Source organism: Steroidobacter sp. (assembly GCF_036406195.1).
In the GTDB taxonomy this organism is placed as follows: domain Bacteria; phylum Pseudomonadota; class Gammaproteobacteria; order Steroidobacterales; family Steroidobacteraceae; genus Steroidobacter.
The window spans coordinates 582,397-608,745 of record NZ_DASWVW010000027.1 but is presented as its reverse complement, the minus strand read 5'-3'; the positions used below and the strand labels follow the sequence as shown (position 1 = coordinate 608,745).

The following is a 26,349-nucleotide window of genomic DNA, read 5'->3' as shown; positions in this document are numbered from 1 at the left end:
GCCGCGTCACGACGGCGCCACCACCGGGGACTATGATCGGTGGCCGCCCGCGGGTGTCGGCCAACACCGTCACAACGGGCCGGAATTCGGGCATTTGCGACAGTGTTTTCATCAATCGGAACAATCTCTTGTGACAAACTGAGGTGACTCCGTATCATGTCGCGCCGGGTCGCCATCGCCAGCCGACGGCAATCTGCCTGTGCGCCGGACCAGCACTGATCCGCCTCCGGCCGCGAATAGGTGGATGGATCGTGAATGACCGGCCTGGAGGGATCGACCCGCGCAGGCTGACGGGTTACTTCAGGAAAGGCCGCTCACTGCCGCTCGCACAACTTGGTCGCTGATTCAAACGATGCCGCTGTCCGCCAAATTGCACGAATTTCAGAACCTGACGCCGCAGCAATGGCTCGACCGCGCGTCACGGACGGCGCCACCGCTGGTCATGGCAGTGCTGGTGATCGCCCTTGCCTGGCAGCTGGTTCAGCTCACCTGGCTGCTGCTCGATCGCGGCCCGCAACCGTTGCCGGCCGCCGCGCCTCCGCCGATGAACATTGCTCCGGTCCGCAGCAGCGTGGACATTCAGGCAATCGTGAATGCACACCTGTTCGACGTCCCCGAGGCTCCGCAGGCCCAGGATGCGGCCTCCGCGCCGGAAACCCAGATGAACCTGGTGCTGTCGGCGGTATTCGCCTCCGAAGATCCCTCCAAGGGCCTGGCCATCATCGGCGAGTCCTCGCAGTCGGCGAAAGTCTTCGCCGTCGGCAGCACGGTCCGCCCCGGCACCAAGTTGCACGCGGTGTACATCGATCGCGTGATCCTCGATCGCGCCGGCAACCTGGAAGCACTGGCGCTGCCCAAGCGCACCTCGGGCGCGCTGGTATCGATCAATCGCCCGCCGACACCGCCCGCCAGCGGCGTGACCGACAACCTCCGGCGCCTGGCCGAGAGCAATCCGAGTGCTTTTGCCGAAATCATCCGGCCGCAACCGGTGTTCGCCAACGGCGTGCAGCGCGGCTATCGCGTCTATCCCGGCCGCAATCGCGCGCAGTTCTCCAGGCTGGGGCTGGTGCCCGGCGACCTGGTGCTGGCGATCAACGGCACGCCGCTCGACGATCCCCAGCGCGGCATGGAAATTTTCAACACCATCGGCAATGCCGATCGGGTCTCGGTGACGGTCGAGCGCAACGGGCAGTCGCAGGAACTGACGTTGAACATGGCGCAGGTGAGCGTCCCCGACGCCGGCGCCACGCCACCGCGACAGCGCAACTCTCCGCAGCAGCCGCCCGTCGAATGAGCGGCGCCGCGCCTCGAACAACGAACATACGCCTGTGCATAGTCAAGGACCGTCCATGACGATTTCTGCAACCAACAAAGCAGGGCAGCCGGCCAGCGCGCTCAGCGGCAAACGCTCCGGCATCCTTGCGTTGACCATGACGTGTCTGCTGACCTGCATGTCCGCATCGGCACAGCAGCAGCAACAGCCTGCGCAACAGGCGACCATCACGCCTGCGTTCCGTGACGCGGAGCTGACCGAAATCATCGACGCGGTCGCCACCATCACCGGCAAGACGTTCATCGTCGACCCGCGGGTGCGCGCCCAGGTGACCATCCGCTCCTCGACGCCGATGACGCCGGATGCGTTCTATCAGACGTTCCTGTCGATCCTGCAGGTGCACGGCTTCATCGCGGTGCCCGCCGGCGACAACATCAAGATCCTGCCCGACGCCAACGCTCGCCAGGTGCCTGCCAACGACCTGCCGAGCAGGGTCAATCCCGATTCGGATGAAGTGGTCACGCAAGTCATTTCGGTGCGCAACATCAACGCCGCCCAGCTGGTGCCGGTGCTGCGTCCGTTGATTCCGCAGAACGGCCACCTGGTGGCCTACCCTGCATCGAACATGCTGATCATCTCCGACCGCGCCAACAACATCTCGCGCATCATGCGCATCGTGCAGCGCCTGGATCAGGGCGGCGACGAAGAGATCGAGATCGTGCGCCTGGAGAACGCCAGCGCAGCGGAGATCGTCCGCGTGGTGAACGCGCTGTCACAGGGCGCTCAACAACAAGGCGAAGCGCCCGGCATGGCCGCCAAGCTCGTGGCCGACGATCGCACCAACAGCGTGCTGATCTCCGGCGAGAAAGGTCAGCGCCTGCGCTTGAAAGGCCTGGTGATGCATCTGGACACGCCGCTGGAAGCCGGCGGCGATACGCAGGTTCGCTATCTCAACTACGCCGACGCCGAACAGATCGCGGGCAAGTTGAAGGAACAGGTCACCGGCATCACGCAGGCGGCGCCTGGTGCGCCCGGCGGCGGCGCCGCCAGTCCTGCCGCTGCGCAGGATCGCAACACCACCATCTGGGCGGACAAACAAACCAATGCCCTCGTGGTCACCGCCGCCCCCAAGATGATGCGGCAGATCATGTCGGTGGTAGACAAGCTCGACATCCGCCGCGCGCAGGTGCACCTCGAGGCCATCCTGGTCGAGATCACCACCACACGCGCCGCCGAGCTCGGTGTGAACTGGGCCGTCTTCAGCGAAGAAGAAGGCAGCACCATTCCGATCGGCACCTTCAACCAGCCGGTCGGCAACACCAGTATCGGCAGCCTCGCCTCCGCCATCATCGATCCGGACAATCTCGCCACGACCGGCTTGCCGAATGGCCTGACACTTGGCGCCGGCATGATCAAGGACGGCGGATTGAACTTCGCCGTGCTGTTGCGCGCGCTGCGCAATGACGGCACCAGCAACATCCTGCAGACGCCTTCGATCACCACCCTCGACAATGAGGAGGCCGAGATCAAGGTCGCGCAGGAGGTGCCGTTCATCACCGGCCAGTACACCAATACCGGCAACACCAATCAGGGCGTGGTCAATCCGTTCCAGACCATCCAGCGCGAAGAGGTCGGCAACATCCTCAAGATCACGCCGCAGATCAACGAAGGCACCGCGGTGCAGTTGAAGATCGAGCAGGAGAACTCCGGCGTCACGCAGGGCCCGGCCGGCGCTGTCGACCTGGTGACCAACAAGCGCACCATCTCCACGACCGTGCTGGTCGAGGACGGCGGCATGATCGTGCTCGGCGGGCTGATCAGCGACACGGCGCTCGAAGGCGAGTCGCGTGTGCCGATCCTCGGCAACATTCCCATCATCGGCGAATTGTTCAAGACGCGCAGCGGCTCCAAAGAGAAACGCAATCTGATGGTGTTCATCCGTCCCACCATCCTGCGTGACGGAGTCGCCGCGGCCATCGAGACCAACGCCAAGTACAACGTGCTGCGGGATCAGCAGCTGCAACGCAAGCGGGGCAAGGTGAACTTGCTGCCTGGCGAACGGCAGCCTTTGCTCCCGCCCATCGAGGAGCTGTCGAAGTACGCAGACCCGACCGCGGGCGCGCAGGCACCGGCACCCGGCACCGATCGCGAGCAATCCGCGCCCGTTGAAACGCAACCGCTGCCGGAGCAGTCACCGCCTCCGCAAGAGCCGAGGCTGTGATTCACTTCGAGCTCGAGTGATGTTCAGGTGAAATCATGAGCGCACAAATCGATTCTTCCGCCGCCGCGCGTAGCGCCGCGGCCGCGCCGGCGACGACGGGCATGGCGACAGCAGGTCCGGCGTCGGCGCTGTCGTTTGCATTCTGCAAGCGCCATGGCGTGGTGGTGCAAAGCGTGGGCGAGCGCTCTGCGGAAGTTGTCTATCGCACTGGCGCTCAGCCCGCGGCGATCGCGGAGCTGCGCCGGGTGCTTGGCATGCCATTGCAGTTGCGGCGCGTGGACACAGAAGCCTTCGATCAGCTGCTGCGTCAGAAGTACGAAGGCGGCAATTCGGCCATGCAAATGGCCGGTGCCGGCGTCGAAGAAGATACCGATCTGGCGCACCTCGCCCAGGACCTGCCCGAGCCTTCGGACCTGCTGGAAAGCGACGACCAGGCGCCCATCATCAAATTGATCAACGCCATCCTGACCCAGGCGGTGAAGGACAACGCGTCCGATATTCACATCGAACCGTTCGAGAACCGCCTGGTGGTGCGCTTCCGAGTCGACGGTGTGTTGCGTGAAGTGTTGCAATCCAAGCGCGCGGTGGCGCAGCTGGTCGTGTCACGTATCAAGGTCATGTCGAAGCTCGACATCGCCGAAAAGCGTTTGCCTCAAGACGGCCGTATCTCGCTGCGTGTCGCCGGACGCGCGGTCGACGTTCGTGTGTCCACGATTCCCGCCGGTCACGGCGAGCGCGTCGTCTTGCGTTTGCTGGACAAACAGGCCGGACGGCTCGAACTGAATGCGCTGGGCATGGACCCGCGCACGCAGAAGCTCATCGACGAGCTGATTCACAAACCGCACGGCATCATCCTGGTCACCGGCCCCACCGGCTCCGGTAAGACCACGACGCTGTATTCGGCGCTGGAGCGCATCAACGATAACACGCGCAATATTCTGACCGTCGAAGATCCAATCGAGTATTACATCGACGGCATCGGCCAGACGCAGGTGAACACCAAGGTCGAGATGACCTTCGCACGCGGGCTGCGCGCCATCCTGCGTCAAGACCCGGACGTGGTGATGATCGGCGAAATTCGCGACTTGGAGACGGCACACATCGCCGTGCAAGCGTCACTGACGGGCCACCTGGTGTTGTCGACGTTGCACACCAACACTGCCGTTGGTGCGGTCACGCGTCTACGCGACATGGGCGTCGAGCCGTTTCTGTTGTCATCGAGCTTGATCGGCGTGCTGGCGCAGCGCCTGGTGCGCGTGCTCAATCCCGACACCAAGGAAGCGTATCAAGCCGGCGAATACGAGCGCCGCTTGCTCAACGTGCCGGAAGGCGCGCCCTCGCCCACTTTGTATCGTCCCGGCGCCGACGCGGCGCTAGGCTTCAAAGGCCGCACCGGCATCTACGAACTGGTGCTGGTCGACGACACCATGCGCACCATGATCCACGACGGCGCCAGCGAACAGGAGTTGGAGCGCTATGCGCGCACGTTGACGCCGAGCATTCGTGATGACGGCCGCGCCGCCGTGCTGGCCGGCGTCACCACCATCGAAGAAGTGATGCGCGTCACTCGCGAAGATTAGGGGTCGTCTTGGGCGCTTTCGAATATACAGCCGTCGATGCCGCGGGACGCGAACGCAAAGGCGTACTGGAAGGCGATACTGCCCGGCAGGTTCGCCAGCTGCTTCGCGATCAGGCACTGCTGCCGCTCGCCGTCAACGAAGTGTCACAAAGCGAGCAGAAGCAGAGCGAGAGCCGTTTCAGCCTCAGGCGCGGGGTGTCCGCCGCCGATGTCTCTCTGCTGACACGGCAGATTGCTACGCTGGTCCGCTCCGGCCTGCCGCTGGAGGAAGCATTGGCCGCGGTCTCGGAGCAAACCGAGAAGCCGCGAGTTCGCAGCATCGTGATGGGCGTGCGCGCCAAAGTGATGGAAGGTCATACGCTCGCCGACGGCTTGTCGGACTTCCCCACGGTCTTCGACGAGTTGTATGTCGCCACGGTCGCAGCTGGCGAACAGTCCGGCCATCTCGATACGGTGCTGGAGCGGCTTGCCGACTACACCGAGAACCGCGAGCAGATGCGCAGCCGCACCATCAACGCCATGTTGTATCCTGTGCTGCTGTTCGTCGTCTGCATTTCGATCGTGGCCCTGCTGCTGACGTTCGTGGTGCCGAAGATCGTCAAGCAGTTCGAGAATTCCAAGGCCGAGCTGCCCATGTTGACGCAGGTGCTGATCGCGATCTCCGACTTCCTGCGCGACTGGGGCTGGTTGCTGGTGATCGCGATCGTGCTGGCAGTGTGGGGCTTCAGGCGCTGGTTGCGCGATCCCAACGCGAAGCGGCGTTTCCACGCCTTTCTGCTGCGTCTGCCGTTGTTCGGCAAAGTGGTCCGGGGCTCGAACACCGCGCGCTTCGCGCGCACCTTTGCCACCTTGACCTCGAGTGCCGTGCCTGTGCTGGAAGCGTTGCGCATCTCCGGCGAAGTGGTCACGAACCTGCCGATGCGCGACGCCGTTCAGGATGCCGCCACCCGGGTCCGCGAAGGCGCCCCCATCGGCAAGTCGCTCGGGGCGTCGAAAATATTCCCGCCGATGATGATTCACCTCATCTCCAGCGGCGAGAGCAGCGGCGAGCTGGAAACCATGCTGGACCGCGCGGCGACCAACCAGGAACGCGAAATGGATTCGATCCTGAGCGCCGCCGTGGGCCTGCTCGGGCCCTTGATGATCCTGTTCATGGGCGGCATGGTGTTACTGATCGTGCTGGCCATGCTGTTGCCGATTTTCGAGCTCAATCAGTTGATTCGCTGAGCCGGCGGCCGAGGCCGCCGCAGGGCGGTGCGGACCGCCTCGCCGACGGGTTCAGCGAATTGGCAAAGACGCTATTGCGAGACGCTGGCGTTCCCTCTATATACTCGCGCCGTACCGACCTGGGGCGCTGCGGCAACGTGCGAGATCGCACACGATGAGCGAGAAGCCGGAATCCGAAGAGTTCGAAGACGAAGAGGACGACGTTGGTTCCGTCGAATCCGAGGACCTCGATGTCGACCATTTGATCGCGGACATCGACAAACGCAAGAAGAATGTGACCAAGGCCGGCGAGCCCGCCTGGCGCCGCCTGGAACGCATCCGCGAAGAGCGCGAGACGGCCGCGCAACTGTCCGATTTCGACGACTACGAGATCGGCTTGGACGGCGATGGCGCCGACGACACCGCCCTGGACGAAGAAGACTGACCACACGCCTGCCGGAACCGGCTGGATCGCGCAGCCGTTTGCTGCGGTATGCGACGCACGAGCCGCTCCATCGCCGCGCTGCGTGAGCAAGCCCAACACTGCCGTGCCTGTCCGCTATACCGGAACGCGACCCAGGTCGTGTTCGGCGAAGGGCGGGTGACCGCGCGAATCGTGCTGATCGGTGAACAACCCGGTGACCGTGAAGACCTCTCGGGCAAGCCCTTTGTCGGACCGGCAGGCAAACTGCTCGACCGTGCCCTGGAGCAAGCCGGCGTCGAACGCGAGGCGACTTACGTCACCAACGCCGTCAAACATTTCAAGTTCGAGCTGCGCGGCAAGCGGCGCATTCACAAGAAACCGAACGACCAGGAGATCTCCGCCTGCACGCACGAGTGGCTGGAGCAGGAGCTGCGCTTGATCGAGCCGGCGCTGGTCGTCGCGATGGGCGCGACCGCCGCGCGTGCCGTGTTCGGACGGACGACGGCGATCGGCAAGAATCGCGGTCACGTCATCAAGGATGCCGCGCTGGTGAACGAAATCACCGCGGACGTGATCGTCACGGTGCATCCGTCATACCTGTTGAGAGTGCGCGACGAGGACCGGCACGCGGCGTTCGACCAATTTGTCGCCGACCTCAAACTCGCAAGAAAGTATGCGCCAGCGTGAACGCGGGCTGGGCCTAGTTGGGCCGCAGGTCGAGCCGCTCGCCCGTGCCGCTCGGCACGCAGAAGATGCCGATGGGGCTGGACCGGCCTCGCAACACCAGTGACGGCAACGGCATCGCGCCCACGTCCATGCCCCGCATATCGAGCAGCTTCTTCACCGCGTCCGAGAACAGCATTTCGCCGGCACGCGCCCGCTGACCCAGTCGCGAAGCGACGTTCACCGTGTCGCCGATGATGGTGTAGTTCATGTATGAAGGCGAGCCGACGTTACCCGCGATCACTTCACCCACGTTGATGCCGATGCCCAGGCCGGTCTCGACGCCATAGCGTTCCACCCAGCGATGCGCCAGCGACGCGAACTGCTCCAGCATGCGCTTGGCGGCAAGAATGGCGCGCTCCGCCCCATCCTCCTGCGCCACCGGCACCCCGAAGCCGACCAGCAAGCTGTCGCCCGCCATGCTGAACACGGTGCCTTCGTATTCGAACGTGATGTCGGTCAGCAGCTTGAAGAATTCGTTCAGCAGCTCGACCACGTGCTCGGGATTGAGACGCTCGGACAGCGCGGTGAAGCCACGCATGTCGGCGAACATCACCGCCACCTGCGCGCGCTTGTTGGTGCCGCCGAACATGGAGTCCAGCAGCTCCGGGCTGGCGAGAATCTGATCGGCGAGCTTGGGCGAGATGTAGCGGCGGAAGGCGGCACGGATGGTTTCGCGGCGTTTCACTTCCTCGGCCAGTTGCTCGGCCGCCAACTGCCGGCGCGCCGCGCTGACTTTGAGTAGCGAGCGCACGCGCACCAGGAACTCGTCGCGACGCACTTGATGGGTGAGGAAGTCATCGACCCCCGCCTCGAATGCCAGCAAGCGTTGCCTGGCCGACTTCGCCAGTCCCACCAACGGCACCAGCAACGTGGTGGGATTGGCCTTGAGCACGCCGCACACGCGAGTCAGCGTGGCGGGCTCGGCTTCGACATCGATGACGATGAGATCTGGCGCGCGGCGCGCGACGCTGGCAATGACATGCTCCGGCTCGACCATGTCGTCAATGACGATATCGGAGCCGTCGAGCAGGCGGCCGAGCAGCGTTCGGCTGGAATCCGAAGTGCTCACCAGTAGCGTTCTGAAAGCGGCGGACAGAGTCGCGGACATCGTCCGTAGTTCCTCCTGGTCGGTCGTGCCCTTTCGTCGCTGCCTCCGAGCCGCGCACCTCGACGCTGGGCAGTCCATCTCTTTCGGCAAGACGGTCAGGGCTTGTCACGCAGTTGACGCCGCGCTCGAGCGCGGCGGAAAGTGCGTAAAGACATTTGCTTGGCGTCGCATCCTACCGACATTGTGGAGCCAAAGCCAAACTAGGGGCCAAACTCGCTGCCAAAACGGGGCCCAAACTTCGGGGCGGTTCAGCTCGTTCCGCTAAACTTGATGCCGGAAGCAGGCTCGAAGAGATCGACCTGGACGGGTGCACAGTCCATTGATGACCAAGATGATGAGCACAATGACGACCGCGATCGCGTTCTTGCCGGCGCACCCGGCGGGGAGTCGCCGTCGTCGTAGCGCAGGCGCGGTACTTCGCGCGCTTGCATCCGCGTTTGCATTCTGGGCGTCGACGCTGATCAGCCCCGCGTCCGCGGCCGACATCGACTACTACGACGCGACCTATCGCGCCAGCTTCAAGCCCGGCGTCGAGTACGCCCAGGTCGAGCTCAAGCTCGCCGGCGATCTACTGCCCAGCAAGGTGGTATTGCGCACGGATTCGCAGCGCTATCGTCAGTTCCGCTCCGACGATCCGCTGCAGGTCAGAGACAAGGAAGTGGTGTGGCACCCGCGAGGCAAGCAGTCGACATTGCGCTACGAGTTCAAGGTGAACAATCAGCGCTCCTCGGGCAGTTACGACTCGTACATCACCGATAATTGGGCGCTGTTCCGAGGCGACAAGCTGACGCCGCCCACGCGAGTCACCGCCGAAAGCAACCTGCATTCGCGCACCACACTGGAATTCGACCTGCCCCAGGGCTGGTCGGCCGTCACGCCCTATTCCTCTGCCGGCGAGCTGCGCTTTCGCATCGACGATCCGAAACGCCGTTTCGACGAGCCCAACGGCTGGATGCTGGTCGGCAAGATCGGGGTGCGCAGCGAACGCATCCGGCACGTGACCGCGGTGATCGCCGCGCCCGAAGGAGACAAGGCGCGCCGCCAGGATGTGCTGGCCTTCATGAACTGGAACCTGCCCAAGCTGCTGGAAGTGTTTCCCGACTTTCCCAGGCGCGTGCTGATCGTGTCCGCCGGCGATCCGATGTGGCGCGGCGGCCTGTCGGGACCGGGCTCGATCTTCCTGCATTCGGACCGGCCGCTGATCAGCGAGAACCGCACCAGTCCGCTGCTGCACGAGCTGGCGCACGTGGCGCTCGGCATTCGGGGCGACAAGGAAAGCGACTGGATCGTCGAAGGCCTGGCGGAGTTTTATTCCATCCAGACTCTGCGCCGCTCGCGCGGCATCAGCAAGAAGCGTTACGAGCAGGCGATGGAAAATCTGAAGAAGTGGGCGCGCCGCTCGCCTACTCTGTTCGCCAAGAGCTCCTCGGGAGCGACGACCGCGCGCGCCGTGCTCGTGTTTCAGCAAGTGGACGCGGAGATTCGCAGCATCACCGGCAATGCCGCCAGCCTCGACGATGTCGCCCGCAAGCTCGCCGCGAAGCGTGGCGAAATCAGCTTGATCGACCTGCAGGAAATCGCGCAGCAGGTGGCCGGCAAGCCGCTGCAATCGTTGCAGCGGGAGCGGCTCATGAAATCGGACTCATGAAGCCCCATCATGAAGTCTTGGGCTGAACCAGGGCCGTAATCTTCATCGCCGTTTCCAGCGCGCGCAGGCCGTCTTCTCCGGTAACTACCGGCGTGCTGCGCTCACGCACCGCTTTCAGAAACGCTTCGATCTCGGCGCGCAACGCATCGCCCTGATCGAAATTCTCCTCCTCGATGGACACTTGCGCGGGCGACTCCACCGGCGCCGCATCTTTCTTGCGAATGACGGTGAGGATCTTCTGCTGCATGTCCACCGACAGGTAGGCGTCGTCCTGGAAGATGCGGATCTTGCGCTCCTGTTTCAGACTGATGCGGCTCGCCGTCGTGTTGGCCACGCAGCCGCCCTGGAAGCGCAAGCGGGCGTTGACGATGTCGATCTCCCCGGAGAACACGGTGGCGCCGACCGCATCGATGCTCTCGATGGGCGTGCCCACCAGCTCCTGGATCAGGTCGATGTCGTGGATCATCAGGTCCAGCACCACGCTGACATCGGTACCGCGCTGCTTGAATGGCGCCAGACGATGGGATTCAACAAAGCGCGGCGTGCGCAGACGCTCTGCGGCGGCCAGCACGGCGGGATTGAAACGTTCGAGATGGCCCACCTGCAGGATGCGCTTGTTGGCGCGGGCGAGATCCACGAGCTCGCGGGCTTCGGCCACGGTCGTCGCGATCGGTTTTTCGATCAGCACGTCGATGCCCTGTTCGAGCAACTCGCGACCGATTTTGTGATGTAACGGCGTCGGCACCGCCAGGCTCACGGCATCGACGGCCCCGAACAGCTCGCGATAATCATGCACGGCACGCGTGCCCAACTCTGCGGCCACCTTGGCGCAGGCCTCGGCGTTTGCATCCACTACCGCCACCAGCGTCGAACCCTCGACCTGAGCGTACTTCTGCGCGTGAAACCTGCCGAGATAGCCGACACCGATAACAGCGGTGCGCAGCGGAGTCGCCGAGTGGGTTGCGTCTGACATGCGCTCCGAGCCCCCTTAGCTCGTGGAGAAAGGGCGCGATCATAGACGATGGTCGACCGCCGGCGACCATTCATCGTAGTCAGTTGCGGTCGGCGGTCGCAGCCGCCAAGATGCGCGCCACTTTGACCGACCAGCCGACTGCCCAGTTAAGGTCTCATAAGTTCGTCTCATGACCGCATGAACGCAGCCCGCCATTCCCGCCACCTGCCCGAGGAGACGCTCGAGGATGTTTCCGACGAGCCGCCTCGCAGCAATCGCCTGCGTTTCGAGCTGATTTTCGCCAGCCTGTGGCTGGCCTTCGGCTTGTTCGTGCTGCCCGCGCTGATCTTCTGGGTGGGCAGCTCGCTGCTCGAGGCCTACGGCGAGAATGCCGGCCTGAGCACCTTCTATGTCGATTTCTTCGGCGACCTGGCCGATGGCTCCGGCCGGGCCTGGACGCTTGCGCTCGGTCCGCTGCTACTGATTTATGTATTGCGCGCCATCTTCATCGGAGTGAAATCGGCGCCGGCTGCGCAGGCGGATGGGGACGACGAGATTCCGAGCCCTGTGCGCCGTGCGCCCCCGAAGAAAGAGCCTGCCAAGCGCGCTCCGACTCGCCCCGCGCGCGTCGAACCGCGGATGGGCAGTGACTGACTCAAGATCGAATCCACGCGCAGCGAGCGCGCGAAATCTCTCTCGCAGCAGCGTGACGAAGATCACACTTCTGTCGGAAGATTCGCCACAGCGTGAAGTGGTCCGTGTACTCTGACCTCGTTGAATAACACAAAGATTCTGTTGGTTTTTTTTACAGTTTGGGAAGAATTCGCATGTGGCTCGCCCGACTCTTTGGCGGCCGGAAGGCGGAAGCGGATGATGAGCCGGCGCGCTTTGCGCCACCCGCTCGACCTGTCCGGCCCATGAAACGCCCGGCACCGGCAGCATCCGCCAGACGCGGAATTCATGCCGATAAGGTGGCCGACAAGGTCAAAAGTGGCTTCGATCCGTACAACAGCGGTTCATTCGAGCGCAACAACGCCTGGGAACGGGTCATCCGCCGCTAAGCGACGGTTCACCGCCCCGTTCCCACCGCGCGTTGCCGGCGCCGGCTATTCCGGCCAATACAACGCGACGGCGCCAGCCACCGCGCCCCACATGGCCGCCTGCGCCCACCATCTCCACTTCAAGGTCTTGAGCAGCCCCAACAGGCTCGCACCGGAAACCGCCGCCAGCGCCAGGAAGATCGCGCTATTACGCAGCAGCGCCGGGAACTCGCTGCCAAGCGCCGGGTTGCTCCCCTTGAGGACTAGGAAAATGACCACCACACCTAGCAGGCCGAAAGTGATAGCGGCCGCGGAGCCGAAAATGATGGCATTGAGGACCGCGAGGGGGCGCATTAGCAGCTCTCCTGAAAGCGGCCTGGCAAGGTGCCTGGCCGGACGGTTTCTTGCTGAACGACAGGCGCACGGGACCGGCCAGCGGCCCGTACTTGATCGGAGTGCAGCGTCTCTCTAGCCTTGACCATAGAATGCTCAAGTCCTGCGTAGCTTTGGCGTGGCTTTTGGCCTAGCTTTGCGTCAAGTCGAGTTGGGTTCATGTCGAGTTGGGCCCAGGTCCCCCTGATGAGGATGTGAAACAGTGTATCAGTCGCCCTCGCACCCACCCGCCAAGCAGCGGCGCAGTACGTTGATCTTCAGCTTGCCCGCGCTGCTCGTGGTCTGTGCGTTGCTGGCCGGGACGGCGCAGGCGCCAGTCGCCAAGGCGGTCGCGACCGTCAACTCGCAGGACCTCTCCCCGACCGAGCGCCAGCGCCGCGTCAGCAAGCTGGTGAGCAACGTCATCGAGCGCTCGCACTACCGTCAGTCGCCGATCAACGATCCGGTGTCGTCGCTGGTGCTGGACCGCTTCATCGAGCAACTCGACGGCTCGCGCAGCTACTTCCTCGCTTCCGACATCGCCGAGTTCGAACGCTATCGCTATCAACTCGACGACGCCGTGGTCAACGGCCAGCTCGAGCCGGTATTCGCCATTTTCAACCGCTTCCAGGTGCGTAACAAGGAGCGGGTCAACTACGCGCTGGAGCTGCTGAAGACCGAGCCCGACTTCACCGTCGACGAAACATTCGAGTTCGACCGTGCCAAGGCGCCGTGGGCCAAGACGCCCGAGGAGCTGAACGACATCTGGCGCCGGCGCGTGAAGAACGATGCCGTGTCGCTGATGCTCACCGAAAAGACCTGGCCGGAAACGCGCGACATCCTGCAGAAGCGCTATGAGCGCGTGGTCAAGCGCACCGAGCAGGTCACCAGCGACGACATCTTCGAAGTGTTCATGAACTCCTTCGCCCATGTCTTCGATCCGCACTCGAGCTACTTCTCGCCGCGCAACTCCGAGGAGTACCGCATTCAGATGAGCCTGTCCTACGAGGGCATCGGCGCTTCCCTGCAGCTCGTCGACGACTACGTGACCGTGCTCAATGTGCTGCCGGGCGGCCCGGCCGCGATCAACGGCACCCTCGGCGCCAACGATCGCATCATCGCGGTCGGCGAAGGCAAGAGCGGCAAGATGGTCGATGTGGTCGGCTGGCGTTTGGACGACGTCGTGCAGATCATTCGTGGCAAGGTCGGCACCACCGTGCGCCTGAGCATCCTGCCCGCGGGGGCCGCGCCCGGCTCACCGGAAAAGACTCTGGAGCTGGTTCGCAACAAGGTGTCGCTGGACGCCCAGGCCGCGCAAAAGAAGGTGCACACCATCAAGCGTGGCGATCGTGACATGAAGGTCGGCGTGATCAACGTGCCGAGCTTCTATCAGGATTTCGAAGCGAAATCCTCGGGCGCAAAGGACTATCGCAGCACCACGCGCGACGTGCGCAAGCTGATCGACGAGTTGAAGGCCGAGAAAGTCGATGCGCTAGTCATGGACCTGCGCGGCAACGGCGGCGGTCACCTCACCGAGGCGACGGCCCTCTCCGGCTTGTTCATTCCCGACGGTCCGATCGTGCAACTGCGCGAAACGGGTGGACGCGTCGAAGTGCTCGACGATCCCGAACCCAACACGGCGTGGGACGGCCCGATGATCGTGCTGGTCGATCGTTACAGCGCCTCGGCATCCGAGATCTTCGCCGCTGCCATTCAGGACTACGGCCGCGGCATCGTCGTCGGCCAGCAGACCTACGGCAAAGGCTCGGTGCAGAACCTGTATCCCCTGGATCGCTATGCCCTGGGCCCCGACCCGGGCTTCGGTCAACTCACTGTCACCATCGGCAAGTACTATCGTGTTACGGGCGAGAGCACGCAGCATCGCGGCGTGCAGCCCGACATTTCCATGCCGACGGCGATCAGCCCCGAGGAAGTTGGCGAGAGCACTCGCGAGAGCGCCCTGCCCTGGGATCGCATCCGTCCGGCGGACTTCAATAAGGAAGGTCAGCTGGCGCAGACCATCGCGGCACTCGAGCAAGCGCACGAGCAGCGCGTCGCCGTCGATCCGAACTTCCGCTCGCTGCTGGCCGATCTCGAATCCTTCGAGAAGGTGCGCACGCAGAAGCAACTGTCCTTGAACCTTCAGGCGCGCATCGCCGAACGCGAGCGACTGGAGCAAGAGCGCCTGGCTCGCGAGAACGAGCGGCGCAAGTTGCGCGGCCAACCGCCGGTGGCCAAGCTCACCGACCTGACAGGCCAGGAGCCGCCAGACGCGGTGTTGGACGAGACGGTGCAGATCGCCGCGGACTTGAGCGGCATGAGCCATCTGTATCTGTCGCGCCTGAAGGCCAATAGCGACCGTCCCGCGACGCCCTGAGCAGCGGATAGCGGTTGGCGGTTAGTGGTTGGTCGGAGGAGCCCCGATTCTTACTTCCTTGCTAACCACTAACCGCCAACCGCTGATCACTGTAGTAGGGCTTGATACAAGTCCCAGTAATCGTCCACCAGCACATTCACGCCGCTCTTGTTGCCGGTCTCCAGCCCGGAGACCGGCGCTGAGGGCAGCGGCAAGGTGCCGATCGAATCGGTCAGCGGAATGGTGTCCGCGTCGCTGCGATAAGTCGCCACCGCGCGTAACGCATCGGTCCGCTCCTTGAGGCCGGCCAGATCGTCTTGCTCGTTCTTGACCTCCGCCAGCGCTTCTCGCAGCAACAACATAAGCCGCGAGCATTCGTCGCGACTGCCGTATTTCATGTCGAACACGCGCTTGGTCATTGTTTCTTTCGCCAGCACCGCGAGCCCGCCGCTGGACAGCTGCACGACCAGTTGCTGCGCATAGGCGATAACGGCGGTATTGACGATGCGGCGACCGTCGATGGAAATTCCCGTGAACGGCGGCGCTTGCTTCTGTTCCAGCGCCGCGCGATCGTCACTGAGGTCGGTCACTTCGGTGACGGCGAGATCCCATTGTTCACGGTCGGAAGCGATTTCTTCCGCGAGCCGGCGCCGGCGCGAGTAGTTCCAGAAGCCGCGCATCGCGGCCAGCTCGCTTTCCTGTAACTTCAGCTGCGCCTCCAACGTGTCGGCGTGCGCTCGAACCGTCGCGATACGCTGATCGAAATCGGCAAGCTGTTGTCGACGCGTGCGATCGAACTCGAGCTGCAGACGGCGCTGCTCGCGATCGGCCTGCTGCTGTTGCAACTGCTGCGCGAAGCGTGCGACTTTCGCCGACGTCGCGCGCCACAACGAACGCAACTGGAAATACACCAGCGCATGCGCGCCGGTCTCCGGATTGCCGAGAAACTCCTCCAGCTGCAGCAGTTGCTCGTTGTGACGAAGCAAGGTGGCTTCGTGATTGCGCAGTTGCTCGAACAGCTTGTGACGCTCGTCCTGCAGCCGCGACAGCTCCTTCTTGAGCTCGGCGCGATTCCAATACAGCTGCAACAGCCGTTCATCGTCGGCGGGCTGCCGCGCGCCGGGCGCGAGGAACTGGCGGAGGTTGCTCAGCCGATCGGAGAATTCCATGCCGCGAGCCCTGGACGGGCAACCTGATCAGGCAGTGGCGAGGGCCGGGAAATGATGGCCGCGCTCGACGCAATAATCGAGCCACTTGTTGAGCATGACGTTGCGCAGCCAGCGATCGCCCAGATCGCGCGCCAGATGCGAACGCAGTGACTCCAGCAACGCGTGCCGATGCCAGCGGGCACAAGCCTGCACTTCCGCCAGGCGTGCATCGCGATAGACACGGATCAGCAGATCCGGATCGGCCAGCGAGCCGGCCTCGTCATCGAACACGTAAGTGAGGCGCAGCGTGGTGGTGTAGCGGCTGCGCTCTTCGATGGCCAGGTGCAACGGACAATCGCCTTCGACCACGGAAATCTGCGTGGCCGCGGCCGCTTCGAGATCCGGCACCAGCCAGGCGAGGCGAATGTAATTGCTCTCGTACAGAGACATCAGACTGACGAAGCTGCCCGGACGGGCACGCCAGCTGACCGGGCAATTCACATCGCTTGCTGTAACGGCTATCGACATGAGCCGAATATAGCACAGCAATTTCGCGCTCCTGCCAGTAGTGTGTGACTTGCGTCACGGCCCGTTTGCAGGCAGGCCGCGCGCCTGCACGACGCGTGCCTGGCATGCGCGAAACCCTGAAAAAAGCGGTGGAACTCTAAGGGCGTAGCCGACGCTCCACGCCGGTCCGGTCGAGAATCCGGCTGGCGATCTCTTCGATGGAACATTCCGTGGTGTCGATGTACGGAATATCGTAGCGACGGAACAGGGCCTCGGCGGTGCGCACCTCGAAATCGACTTGCGAGGGCGAGGAATACTTGCTATTGGGCCGGCGCTCGTTGCGGATCTGTTGCAAACGTTCCGGCGCGATGGTGAGCCCGTACAGCTTGCGTTGGTGCTTGATCAGCGCCGCCGGCAGCCGGCCGGTCTCGAGGTCTTCGTCAGCAAGTGGATAATTGGCGGCGAACACGCCGTATTGCAAGGCCAGGTACAGGCAGGTGGGCGTCTTGCCGGTGCGCGACACGCCGACCAGGATCAGGTCGGCGCGTTCGTAGTCCCGGGTGACAGCGCCGTCATCGTTGGCCAACGCGAAGTTGGTGGCGTTGATGCGCGTGGTGTAGGCACCGATGTCCGACATGCCATGCGCCTTGCCCTGGGCACGCGAAGACTTGAGCTGCAGCTCCATCTCCAGCGGCCCGAGGAAGGCGTCGAAGAAATCCAGGAACAGGCCGTTGGCGCGCTTGATGATCTCGCGCATGTCCTCCTGCACCAAAGTACTGAAAATCACGGGCCGGACGCCCTCGGCCTCGGCGGTCGCGTTGATGCGCCGGACGGCCTCCTCCGCCTTGTCAACAGTGGAGATAAATGGCAGAGTCACTTGCCGAAAAGCCTGCCCATCGAACTGCGTCAGCAGACTGTGTCCCATGGTCTCGGCGGTCACGCCGGTCTGGTCCGACACGAAAAAAACCGTTCGTCTTTCCATTCTTCTGTCGCCAACACTCACGCGGCATGGCGCGTTGAGGTTAAAATCTTCGGGCTAACTCGCTTCCGCTTCAGTGTTTCATTGTACGGCCCGCGGCACAAGCGCGGGTTCCATGAGGAAAGGCCTTGACCGCTTACACAGTACCCTTCGAAAAGCTTGGGCGCCATGACGTCGACACCGTCGGCGGCAAGAATTCCTCGCTCGGCGAGATGATCAGCCATCTGGCCAAGCTGGGCGTGAGTGTGCCCACCGGCTACGCCACCACCGCGCAGGCCTATCGCGACTTCCTCAAGCACGAAGGCCTCGCCGACCGCATCTCCAAGGAACTGGCCGCGCTCGACGTCGACGATGTCGAGAAGCTGGCCGAAGTCGGCGCGAAGATCCGTCAGTGGATTCTGTCAACGCCGTTCCCGCCGCAGCTGGAGCAGGAGATCCTCGCCGGTTACGAACGCATGGGCGGCGGACGCGATGTCGCGGTTGCGGTGCGTTCATCGGCCACCGCCGAAGACCTCCCGGACGCGTCGTTCGCCGGTCAACAGGAAACATTCCTCAACGTGAGCGGCAAGGAAGCGCTGCTGAAGTGCGTGCACGAAGTGTTCGCGTCGCTGTTCAACGACCGCGCCATCGCCTATCGCGTCCATCAAGGCTTCAAGCACGACGTGGTCGCGCTGTCCGCCGGCATTCAGTACATGTGCCGTTCCGATATCGGCGCCAGCGGCGTGATGTTCACGCTCGACACCGACTCGGGCTTCCGCAATGTCGTGTTCATCACTGCCTCGTATGGCCTGGGCGAAACCGTCGTGCAGGGCGCGGTGAACCCGGATGAATTCTATGTCTACAAGCCGACGCTGAAATCCGGCCATGCGCCCATCCTGCGTCGCACGCTCGGCGCCAAGGCCATCAAGATGGTCTACGGCGAGCCCGGCAGCGGCGAGCGCGTCAAGACCGTGGATGTGCCTGTCGAGGAGCGCAACCGGTTCTGCATCGACGACGCCGACATTCTGGAGCTGGCCAGGCAGGCGCTGATCATCGAGGAGCACTACGGCTGTCCGATGGACATCGAGTGGGGCAAGGATGGCGAGACCGGCAAGCTCTATATCCTGCAGGCACGGCCGGAAACCGTGCAGAGCCGCGTCGGCCGCACGGTGCAGCGCTACTCGCTGAAGAAGAAATCCAAGGTGCTCTCCAGCGGCCGCTCCATCGGTCAGCGCATTGGCGCGGGTCCGGCCCGCATCATTCGCGACGTGAAGGAGATGACGCGCGTGCAGAGTGGCGATGTGCTGGTCGCCGACATGACCGATCCCGATTGGGAGCCGGTAATGAAGCGCGCCTCGGCCATCGTCACCAATCGCGGCGGACGCACGTGTCACGCTGCCATCATCGCGCGTGAGCTCGGCATTCCCGCGGTCGTAGGCTGCGGTAACGCCACCGAATCCATCAAGGAAGGCACCGAAGTCACGGTGTCCTGCGCCGAAGGCGACACCGGCTACGTGTACGAAGGCGCCCTGCCGTTCGAACAGAAAGTCATCGAGCTCGATTCGCTGCCGGCCATCAAGACCAAGATCATGATGAATGTCGGCAATCCGGACCGCGCCTTCGACTTCGCCGGCATTCCGAACAAGGGCGTGGGACTTGCCCGCCTGGAGTTCATCATCAATCGCATGATCGGCGTGCATCCGCGCGCGCTGCTCGAATTCGATCAGCTGCCGAAGGACCTGCAGCAGACCATTCGCCGCCAGATGAATGGCTACAAGGATCCGGTCAGCTTCTATATCGAGAAGCTGTGCGAAGGCATCGGCACCATCGCCGCGGCGTTCGCGCCCGAGCCGGTGATCGTGCGCATGTCCGACTTCAAATCGAACGAGTACGCCAACCTGATCGGCGGCCGTCAGTACGAGCCGCATGAAGAGAACCCGATGATCGGCTTCCGGGGCGCGGCGCGTTACGTGGACGAAACGTTCCGTCCGTGCTTCGAGCTCGAGTGCCGCGCGTTGAAGCGCGTGCGCGAAGAGATGGGCTTGACCAACGTGCAGGTGATGGTGCCCTTCGTACGTACGGTGAAGGAAGCCGAGCAAGTCACGCAGTTGCTGGCCGAGAACGGCTTGAAGCGCGGCGAGAACGGCCTGAAGGTCATCATGATGTGCGAGCTGCCGACCAACGCGCTGCTCGCCGACAAGTACCTGCAGTTCTTCGACGGCATGTCCATCGGCTCCAACGACATGACGCAGCTGACGCTGGGCCTGGATCGCGATTCGGCCATCATCGCCAAGCTGTTCGACGAGCGTGACGAGGCGGTCAAGGCACTGCTGAAGCTGGCCATCGACGCGTGCCGCAGGAATGGCAAGTACGTGGGCATTTGCGGCCAGGGGCCGTCCGATCATCCGGACCTGGCGCGCTGGCTGGTCGAGCAAGGCATCGAGAGCATCTCGCTCAATCCGGACACTGTGGTCGAAACCTGGCTGTTCCTGGCCGGTGGAGCCGCCGCGGCCAAGTAGCGGTTGGCGGTTAGCGGTTGGTTCGGAAAAGACCATACCGCTAGTCGCCGGCTCTTACCCTTCTGACTAACCACTAACCACTAACCGCCAACCGCTTCTGGATCAGACGCGCAGGAGATTCGTCCTGTAGTGCTGCAGCTCGCGGATCGAGTCCCTGATGTCGTCCAGCGCCAGGTGCGTGGAGCTCTTCTGAAAGCTGCTGTACACCTCCGGCGCCCACCGGCGCGCCAGCTCCTTGAGCGTGCTCACATCCAGGTTGCGGTAGTGGAAATACCGCTCCAGGTCCGGCATCTCGCGTGCCATGAAACGGCGGTCCTGGCAGATGCTGTTGCCGCACATCGGTGACACACCCGGCTCGATCCAACGGCTCAGGAATTCGATGGTCTGCCGCTCCGCCTCCTGCACAGTGATCGTGCTGGCGCGCACGCGGGCCGCGAGGCCGGAGGCGCCGTGCTGACGGCGATTCCAGTCATCCATGGCGTTCAGGATCTCGTCCGACTGGTGGATGGCCAGCACCGGGCCCTCGGCCAGGGTGTTCAGGTGCTTATCGGTAACCACCGTGGCGATTTCGATGATGTGGTCGGTGTCGGGCTTCAAGCCCGTCATTTCCAGATCGATCCAGATGAGTCGGGTGGGGTCGCGGTCGGTCACGATAAGCTCTGCGTCAGGAGTTTCGATAGGCCATCATAACAGCTAGCCTATAAAGCGCCGCCCCGGGTGCAAGGATGTACCCCGCCGCCGCAGGTGGCGAGCGAGCGGCAAGAGTCGCGCCTTTGTCGCTCGCACGAGGGCCGTGGCACGATGCCCGATCCCAAGCTCTAAAGTGAATGGTTGAATGCACTGGTTTACCGCATTGTTTGTATTGCTGCTGCTGGCCTCCACCGCCATGCGCAGCTGGCTCAATCGGCGCCAGGTAGCGGCGGTGCTCCGGCACCGCGCGCAGGTGCCCGAGGCCTTTGCACAGCAGATCGACCTGGCCGCTCACCAGAAGGCGGCCGACTATACCGTCGCGGGCGCCGCGCTGAATCGCTGGGATGTGCTGCTGGATGCCGTGATCGCGCTGGTGTTGACGCTGGGCGGCGGCATCGACGCGATCGATCGTGCGTGGCAGGCAGCGGGCCTATCGCCCGCGTGGCACGGCACGGCGGTGGTACTGTCGACTTTCTTGATAGTTGGCGCCGTCGGGCTGCCCCTGTCGTTGTGGCGGACTTTTGGGATCGAGGCGCGCTTCGGCTTCAATCGCACCACGCCCGCGTTGTATACCGCCGATCTGCTCAAGAGCCTGGTGCTCAGCCTGCTGCTCGGCGGTCCGCTGATTTTCGTGATCCTGTACCTGATGCAGCAGGCGGGCGATCTGTGGTGGCTGTACGCCTGGCTGGTGTGGGTCGCATTCACAGTGTTCATCACTTGGGCGTGGCCGACGCTGTTCGCGCCGATGTTCAACAAGTTCACCCCGCTCGCCGATGAAGCGCTGAAGCAGCGCACCGAAGCGTTGTTGCAGCGCTGTGGCTTCGCCTCCAAAGGCGTGTTCGTCATGGACGGCTCGCGTCGTTCGGTGCATGGCAATGCCTACTTCACCGGCGTCGGCCGAAACAAGCGCATTGTCTTTTTCGATACGTTGATCGAGCGGCTGCAGATACCCGAGGTCGAAGCCGTGCTGGCGCACGAGCTGGGCCACTTCCGGCTGCATCACGTGCGTTCGCGATTGATCCTCTCGCTCGGCATGGGCCTGCTCGGACTGGCGTTGCTGGGCGCGTTGGCGAGGTGGCCGGAGTTCTACACATCGCTCGGCGTGAGCACGCCCTCGGCCCACGCAGCTTTGCTGCTTTTCATGTTCGTGCTGCCCTCCTTCACCTATTTCCTGACACCGCTGGGTTCCTGGTGGTCGCGCAAGCACGAATTCGAAGCCGACGAATTCGCCGCGCAACACGCCGATGCGCGCCAACTCGCCGATGCGCTGGTCAAGCTCTATCGCGACAACGCGACCACGCTGACGCCCGACCATCTGCACTCGGCCTTCTACGATTCGCACCCGCCCGCGCTGGTGCGCATCGCGCGCCTGCAATCCCTGGCTACGCAGCGGTCATGAGCGAAGCGGCCGAGACGCCGGCCCGCGTCATCGAGTCTTTCGGCCGGCGCGTCATCGTCGAAAGCCAGGCCGGCGTGCGCATGCCCGCCGAGTTGTTTGGCAAGCGCTTGAACTGCGTGTGCGGCGACGAGGTGATGATTCGCGGCCCGCAAGGCAGCGGCGACGTAGCGAAGGTCGTCCGCGTTTTGCCGCGCCGATCGTTGTTTGCTCGCACCGATAGCCGCGGTCGCACCGAGCCTCTGGCGGCGAACCTGTCGTTGCTCGTCGTGATCATCGCGCCCGAGCCCGAGCCGGACCTGTTCATCGCCGATCGCTACCTGGCGGGCGCGGCGCTCGCCAACATTGCTGGCGCACTGATCGTCAACAAATCGGAACTGGCCGGCGCGCAGGAACCCGAGTTCCAAGCGCGTGTGAACGACTACGAGCGCGCTGGCTATCGCGTGCTACGAATCTCGGCAAAGCATGATGAGCAATCGGTTGCTCCGGTGCGCGCGCTGCTCGCTGGTGCGAGCGCCATGCTGGTAGGTCAGTCCGGCGTCGGCAAGTCCACGCTCACCAATCGTCTGGCTCCCGAATCCGAGCGCGCGACTCGATCCTTGTCGGACGCAACAGGCGAAGGCCGTCACACCACCGTATCGACCGCTTTGTTTCGTCTGGCCAGCGGCGGTGAGTTGATCGACTCGCCCGGCGTGCGCGACTACGCTCCTCCGCCGGTGGAAGATGCGATGGTCCAGGTAGGCTGGCCGGAAATTCTCGCTCTGGCGCCGGAATGCCGTTTCAACAATTGCCTGCACATTCGCGAGCCCGGTTGCGCCGTGACCGCTGCGGTCGCCGAGAAGAGCCTCTCGCCGCGCCGTTATGAAAGTTATAAACGGCTACTCAACATCATGCGTGGCCTGGCGCCGGAATACGAGCGACGGCGCTGAGTCGAACCATCGGCTCACCAAGGGCAGCCATCGTCGCCCCTTGGCGGCTCTCAAGGCGTAGAGAGGGCTGGCTGAGCGCGACGACGCTGCCACAGCTGCCACACCCCGTAGGTCAGCACCGGCACGACGTAGACCGCGATCAACACATAGGCAAGGCCGCGGTAGCCACGAGCGATCAAGGTGACCAGGCCGAAGCGATCGGCCAGCAACATCGCGACGATCAGCAGAATGCCGGCAGCGACGAAGCGCGCGCGCACGGAAAGATCGCCGCCGAATCGAGCCTGCCACGCCTGCGCGATGCGTTGATTCACCGCGTGGACGCTGCCAGTACCGCTTTCCAGCAGCGCGGCGAAGATCATGAGCTGGAATACGCCGTGGAACAGCGGCACTTCCAACTGCTTCAGCATGAAATCCGACGGCAGCGCCTGCGCTTCGATCTCGGGGTAGTAGGCCACCATGCAAATGAAAAACAGGAATGCCGGAATCATGGCCAGCGGCCCCGACAACGCGCCCGCAATGATCGCGTCACGGTTGCTGGTGAGATGCCGCAGCACCGGCAGAATCACCACCGCGCCAACGATGTTGTAGCCCGCATAGGTCACGCCGGCGAGCAACCAACCGTCGGTGGGCACATCCAGCACAAAGTTGGCCGAGATGCGATCGCCGAAGGCGTTGAGCGACAGGATCACGAACAACGCATAGACGCCGTACAGAAAGAACGACACCCACTTGAACAGCTGCTCGACGGAGGTGTTGCCGAACGCCACGAACGCCGCGATACCGATCATCAGGCACAACGTGCCCGCCAGTTCCGGCCAGCCGAGCACGGAGGCGCCAATCGCGCCCGCCGCGGCTCCGAACACTGCGAGAATCAGCACGATGAACAAACAGTACGCGATCTCGAAGACGAGCCAGCCGCGCCCCAGCAAATGCCGGAAGAAGGTCCGATAGTCCTCACTGTAGGTTGCTCGCGCGAACAGGAATGTGGCCACGCAGACCACACTCCAGATCACCGCCGCGAAGGACATTGCCAGTAAGCCGCCGTGAGGGCCGGTCGGCAGGAAGAATTCGACCAGCTCGCGCCCGGTCGCGTAACCGCCGCCGATGACGACGGCTTTGAACGCGAAGCCCGGCAGCAGGAAGCGCTGAAACCAGGTGGGAGCCGACATGCGGGCTAGCGCTCGCCGCTCAGGCAGTGATCGATCAGGCGCTCGAACTCGGCACCGCCGCGAATGGGATCGGCGACCGGCACACCCAGACGCTTGCTCTCGGCCGCGAACAGCTGGCGAGCTGCATCTTCCGGCATCTTGGAGGTGTTGAGGCTGACGCCGCCGCAACGAATGTTCGGATTGGTGCGCCGGCCGAGCCGCAGGTTCAAGTCGATGGTCTCCTCGATGCTGGGCAGCGGGTAGCCATCCAAACCGAGCACGTGCGTGCGGCCCGGCTCGTGACAGACCACGATCACGTCGGGCTGGCTGCCATGTAACAAGCCGAGCGAGACGGCCGCATAAGCGGGATGAAACAACGAGCCCTGCCCTTCGATCACGTCCCAATGACCCGGCGCCGCATCCGGCGACAACACTTCCGCCGCGCCGGCCTCGAAGTCAGAGATCACTGCATCCATGGGCATGCCGCTGCCGGCAATCATGATACCCGTCTGGCCGGTGGCACGAAAATCGGCATCGACCCCGCGTTGCTTGAACGCGCGTGCGATGGACAGCGCGGTGTATTTCTTGCCCAAGGCACAATCGGTTCCCACCGCCAGCAGCCGCTTGCCGCTGCGCTTGCGGCCCGTGGCGGTCGGAATGCCTGCCAGCGGCGTGCGGACGTCGATGAGACGACGCTGATGATGCTTGGCCGCTTCAACCAACTCCGGCGTGTCCGCCAGACGCGTGTGCATACCCGCCACCAGATCGAGTCCCGCCGCCAGCGCATCCAGCAGCGAAGGCATCCAGCTGTCGAGGATACGTCCACCGATGTTCGCTACGCCGATGATCATGGAGCGGGCACCTCGCGCCCGCGCTTCCGCCGGCGAGAGTTTGGGCAGCCCGAGTGAGATAGCGTCCGCTGAGCAGGCCAGCTCGCCGATGCACAGCTCCGGCGCCCAGTCCCGGAGACCGAACGCGGTCTTGGCGTAGCCCGCGTCGACCGTATCGCCGAGGAACAGCAGATACGGTTGCGGCAGATCCAGTCTGATGGAGAGATTTGCTGAGCTCACGATTTGGTACTTGAATCGCCGTTGCGGACTAGTGGACGTCGCCCCAGATACTGCTCGCGCAGTACACGCTGCCGCCTCGATAGACGACACTGGGGGTTCGGTCCTGTGCCAGAAAAACAGGCCCGTCGAGATCCACGTAATCGCACAGCTGCGCGATCACGAAGGCGGGCGCCATGGCCAGGCTGCTGCCCACCATGTTGCCCACCATGACGTGCAGTCCGAGACGCCGCGCCTCGTTCACCATGGCCAATGCTTCGGTGAGCCCGCCACACTTATCGAGTTTGATATTCACCACCTGGAAGCGGCCGACCAGGCCGGCCACGTCGGCCACGCCTTGCACGCTCTCGTCCGCCGCGAGGGGAATGGGGCTGTCGAAACCTTCGAGCTCCGCCTCACGGCCGCGCGGCAGCGGCTGCTCCACCAGTTTGACGCCGGCCTCGATAAACGTCGGCATGACCTCATTGAGCGTCTGCAAGTTGTAACCCTGATTGGCGTCGACGCCGATCCATGCGTCAGGCCGCAATTTGCGCACGGCGCGCACGCGTTCTTTATCCATCTCGACATCCCCGTCGAGCTTGAGCTTGAGCGCGACAGCATGAGGCAAAGCCTCCGCGGCGCGCACCACTGCCGGTGGCCCATCGGCGCTCAAAGTGAATGTGGTGATGCGTGGCACGACATGCTCCACGCCTGACAGTTCCCACACCGGCTTGCCGACATGCTTCGCTTCCAGATCCCACAGCGCGCAATCCAGCGCGTTGCGTGCGCCACCCAACGGCAGCAACTGTGTCAGCTGTTGGCGATCCACGCCGCTTTCGATGGTGGAGCGATGCGCCTCGAGCGTATCGACGATCTGCTCAGGCGTGTCGTTCAAGTAATAAACACCCGCCGCCTCGCCGCGGCCGCACGCCTGCTCGCTCTTCAGAGTCACCACAGCCACCGGCACTTCAGTGAAAGTGTAACCGGAGATGCGGAATGGCGAGCGCAGGCGCAGGCATTCCACTTCGACCTGCATTTTTACGGGAATCGCGGTGCTCATAGCGTTTTCAATCTGTCACTCTCGATCTTGCGGTGGCGAGGGA

At 63.6% G+C, this 26,349-nt stretch carries 23 protein-coding genes; 13 read left to right on the top strand and 10 right to left on the bottom strand.

Annotation, left to right across the window (positions count from 1 at the left end):
- Positions 1 to 352 precede the first annotated feature (352 nt).
- The 6 genes from gspC to VGE08_RS14205 all read left to right on the top strand — a co-directional run bounded on the left by gspC (position 353) and on the right by VGE08_RS14205 (position 7,390).
- Positions 353 to 1,294, top strand: coding sequence for a type II secretion system protein GspC (gspC, locus tag VGE08_RS14230; RefSeq protein WP_331068557.1), 942 nt, complete (start codon positions 353 to 355; stop codon positions 1,292 to 1,294).
- A 55-nt stretch (positions 1,295 to 1,349) separates the two neighbouring features.
- Entirely contained in the window at positions 1,350 to 3,494 is a 2,145-nt protein-coding gene (gspD, locus tag VGE08_RS14225) for a type II secretion system secretin GspD (RefSeq protein WP_331068556.1), read from the top strand.
- A 101-nt stretch (positions 3,495 to 3,595) separates the two neighbouring features.
- Complete coding sequence (gene gspE, locus VGE08_RS14220) at positions 3,596 to 5,074, top strand: type II secretion system ATPase GspE (protein ID WP_331068565.1); 1,479 nt, start codon at positions 3,596 to 3,598, stop codon at positions 5,072 to 5,074.
- Between the two features lie 8 nt (positions 5,075 to 5,082).
- Positions 5,083 to 6,300: a type II secretion system inner membrane protein GspF gene (gspF, locus tag VGE08_RS14215; protein WP_331068555.1), complete on the top strand. Its 1,218-nt coding sequence runs from the start codon at positions 5,083 to 5,085 to the stop codon at positions 6,298 to 6,300.
- Between the two features lie 154 nt (positions 6,301 to 6,454).
- The gene (locus VGE08_RS14210) at positions 6,455 to 6,724 is read left to right on the top strand and encodes a hypothetical protein (protein ID WP_331068554.1); all 270 of its coding nucleotides are present in this window, start codon (positions 6,455 to 6,457) and stop codon (positions 6,722 to 6,724) included.
- A 48-nt stretch (positions 6,725 to 6,772) separates the two neighbouring features.
- On the top strand, positions 6,773 to 7,390 hold the full coding sequence (locus VGE08_RS14205; RefSeq protein WP_331068553.1) for a UdgX family uracil-DNA binding protein: 618 nt from the start codon (positions 6,773 to 6,775) through the stop codon (positions 7,388 to 7,390).
- 13 nt (positions 7,391 to 7,403) lie between these two features.
- On the opposite strand, the gene VGE08_RS14200 is transcribed toward VGE08_RS14205, so the two are convergent.
- The gene (locus tag VGE08_RS14200; protein ID WP_331068552.1) at positions 7,404 to 8,537 is read right to left on the bottom strand and encodes an adenylate/guanylate cyclase domain-containing protein; all 1,134 of its coding nucleotides are present in this window, start codon (positions 8,535 to 8,537) and stop codon (positions 7,404 to 7,406) included.
- Between the two features lie 343 nt (positions 8,538 to 8,880).
- Here VGE08_RS14200 and VGE08_RS14195 point away from each other — a divergent pair, with 343 nt between their 5' ends.
- On the top strand, positions 8,881 to 10,185 hold the full coding sequence (locus tag VGE08_RS14195) for a hypothetical protein (RefSeq protein ID WP_331068551.1): 1,305 nt from the start codon (positions 8,881 to 8,883) through the stop codon (positions 10,183 to 10,185).
- Positions 10,186 to 10,192: 7 nt separating this feature from the next.
- Here VGE08_RS14195 and VGE08_RS14190 read toward each other — a convergent pair whose 3' ends face one another.
- Positions 10,193 to 11,158, bottom strand: a complete 966-nt coding sequence (locus VGE08_RS14190; RefSeq protein WP_331068550.1) for a Gfo/Idh/MocA family oxidoreductase — start codon at positions 11,156 to 11,158, stop codon at positions 10,193 to 10,195.
- Between the two features lie 177 nt (positions 11,159 to 11,335).
- Here VGE08_RS14190 and VGE08_RS14185 point away from each other — a divergent pair, with 177 nt between their 5' ends.
- Positions 11,336 to 11,791 (top strand): hypothetical protein, encoded by a 456-nt coding sequence (locus tag VGE08_RS14185; RefSeq protein WP_331068549.1) that lies wholly within the window; start codon positions 11,336 to 11,338, stop codon positions 11,789 to 11,791.
- A 173-nt stretch (positions 11,792 to 11,964) separates the two neighbouring features.
- Positions 11,965 to 12,198, top strand: coding sequence for a hypothetical protein (locus tag VGE08_RS14180; RefSeq protein ID WP_331068548.1), 234 nt, complete (start codon positions 11,965 to 11,967; stop codon positions 12,196 to 12,198).
- A gap of 45 nt (positions 12,199 to 12,243) precedes the next feature.
- Here VGE08_RS14180 and VGE08_RS14175 read toward each other — a convergent pair whose 3' ends face one another.
- Entirely contained in the window at positions 12,244 to 12,531 is a 288-nt protein-coding gene (locus VGE08_RS14175) for a hypothetical protein (RefSeq protein ID WP_331068547.1), read from the bottom strand.
- Positions 12,532 to 12,772: 241 nt separating this feature from the next.
- Here VGE08_RS14175 and VGE08_RS14170 point away from each other — a divergent pair, with 241 nt between their 5' ends.
- Positions 12,773 to 14,926, top strand: coding sequence for a carboxy terminal-processing peptidase (locus VGE08_RS14170; RefSeq protein WP_331068546.1), 2,154 nt, complete (start codon positions 12,773 to 12,775; stop codon positions 14,924 to 14,926).
- 86 nt (positions 14,927 to 15,012) lie between these two features.
- Here VGE08_RS14170 and VGE08_RS14165 read toward each other — a convergent pair whose 3' ends face one another.
- The 3 genes from VGE08_RS14165 to ppsR form a co-directional block, all read right to left on the bottom strand.
- Positions 15,013 to 16,074 (bottom strand): hypothetical protein, encoded by a 1,062-nt coding sequence (locus tag VGE08_RS14165; RefSeq protein ID WP_331068545.1) that lies wholly within the window; start codon positions 16,072 to 16,074, stop codon positions 15,013 to 15,015.
- Positions 16,075 to 16,101: 27 nt separating this feature from the next.
- Positions 16,102 to 16,581 (bottom strand): DUF1249 domain-containing protein, encoded by a 480-nt coding sequence (locus VGE08_RS14160; RefSeq protein ID WP_331068544.1) that lies wholly within the window; start codon positions 16,579 to 16,581, stop codon positions 16,102 to 16,104.
- Positions 16,582 to 16,717: 136 nt separating this feature from the next.
- On the bottom strand, positions 16,718 to 17,542 hold the full coding sequence (gene ppsR / locus VGE08_RS14155; RefSeq protein ID WP_331068543.1) for a posphoenolpyruvate synthetase regulatory kinase/phosphorylase PpsR: 825 nt from the start codon (positions 17,540 to 17,542) through the stop codon (positions 16,718 to 16,720).
- 125 nt (positions 17,543 to 17,667) lie between these two features.
- Between ppsR and ppsA the strand changes: the two genes are divergently transcribed.
- Positions 17,668 to 20,037, top strand: a complete 2,370-nt coding sequence (ppsA, locus tag VGE08_RS14150; RefSeq protein ID WP_331068542.1) for a phosphoenolpyruvate synthase — start codon at positions 17,668 to 17,670, stop codon at positions 20,035 to 20,037.
- A gap of 102 nt (positions 20,038 to 20,139) precedes the next feature.
- Here the strand turns inward: ppsA and orn are convergent, their stop codons facing one another.
- The gene (gene orn, locus VGE08_RS14145) at positions 20,140 to 20,688 is read right to left on the bottom strand and encodes an oligoribonuclease (RefSeq protein WP_331068541.1); all 549 of its coding nucleotides are present in this window, start codon (positions 20,686 to 20,688) and stop codon (positions 20,140 to 20,142) included.
- A gap of 184 nt (positions 20,689 to 20,872) precedes the next feature.
- On the opposite strand from orn, the gene VGE08_RS14140 reads away from it, so the two are divergent.
- Positions 20,873 to 22,126 carry a M48 family metallopeptidase gene (locus VGE08_RS14140; RefSeq protein ID WP_331068540.1) on the top strand — a complete coding sequence of 418 codons (1,254 nt, stop codon included), beginning with the start codon at positions 20,873 to 20,875 and terminating at the stop codon, positions 22,124 to 22,126.
- Positions 22,123 to 23,052, top strand: coding sequence for a ribosome small subunit-dependent GTPase A (gene rsgA, locus VGE08_RS14135; protein WP_331068539.1), 930 nt, complete (start codon positions 22,123 to 22,125; stop codon positions 23,050 to 23,052). Before VGE08_RS14140 ends, rsgA begins: the two co-directional genes overlap by 4 nt.
- Positions 23,053 to 23,102: 50 nt before the next feature.
- On the opposite strand, the gene VGE08_RS14130 is transcribed toward rsgA, so the two are convergent.
- The 3 genes from VGE08_RS14130 to VGE08_RS14120 are packed head-to-tail and all read right to left on the bottom strand — an operon-like array spanning position 23,103 to position 26,306.
- Complete coding sequence (locus VGE08_RS14130; protein ID WP_331068538.1) at positions 23,103 to 24,221, bottom strand: hypothetical protein; 1,119 nt, start codon at positions 24,219 to 24,221, stop codon at positions 23,103 to 23,105.
- A 5-nt stretch (positions 24,222 to 24,226) separates the two neighbouring features.
- Positions 24,227 to 25,270 carry a DUF1611 domain-containing protein gene (locus tag VGE08_RS14125; protein WP_331068537.1) on the bottom strand — a complete coding sequence of 348 codons (1,044 nt, stop codon included), beginning with the start codon at positions 25,268 to 25,270 and terminating at the stop codon, positions 24,227 to 24,229.
- Between the two features lie 28 nt (positions 25,271 to 25,298).
- Positions 25,299 to 26,306, bottom strand: coding sequence for a dipeptide epimerase (locus tag VGE08_RS14120; protein WP_331068536.1), 1,008 nt, complete (start codon positions 26,304 to 26,306; stop codon positions 25,299 to 25,301).
- Positions 26,307 to 26,349 lie beyond the last annotated feature (43 nt).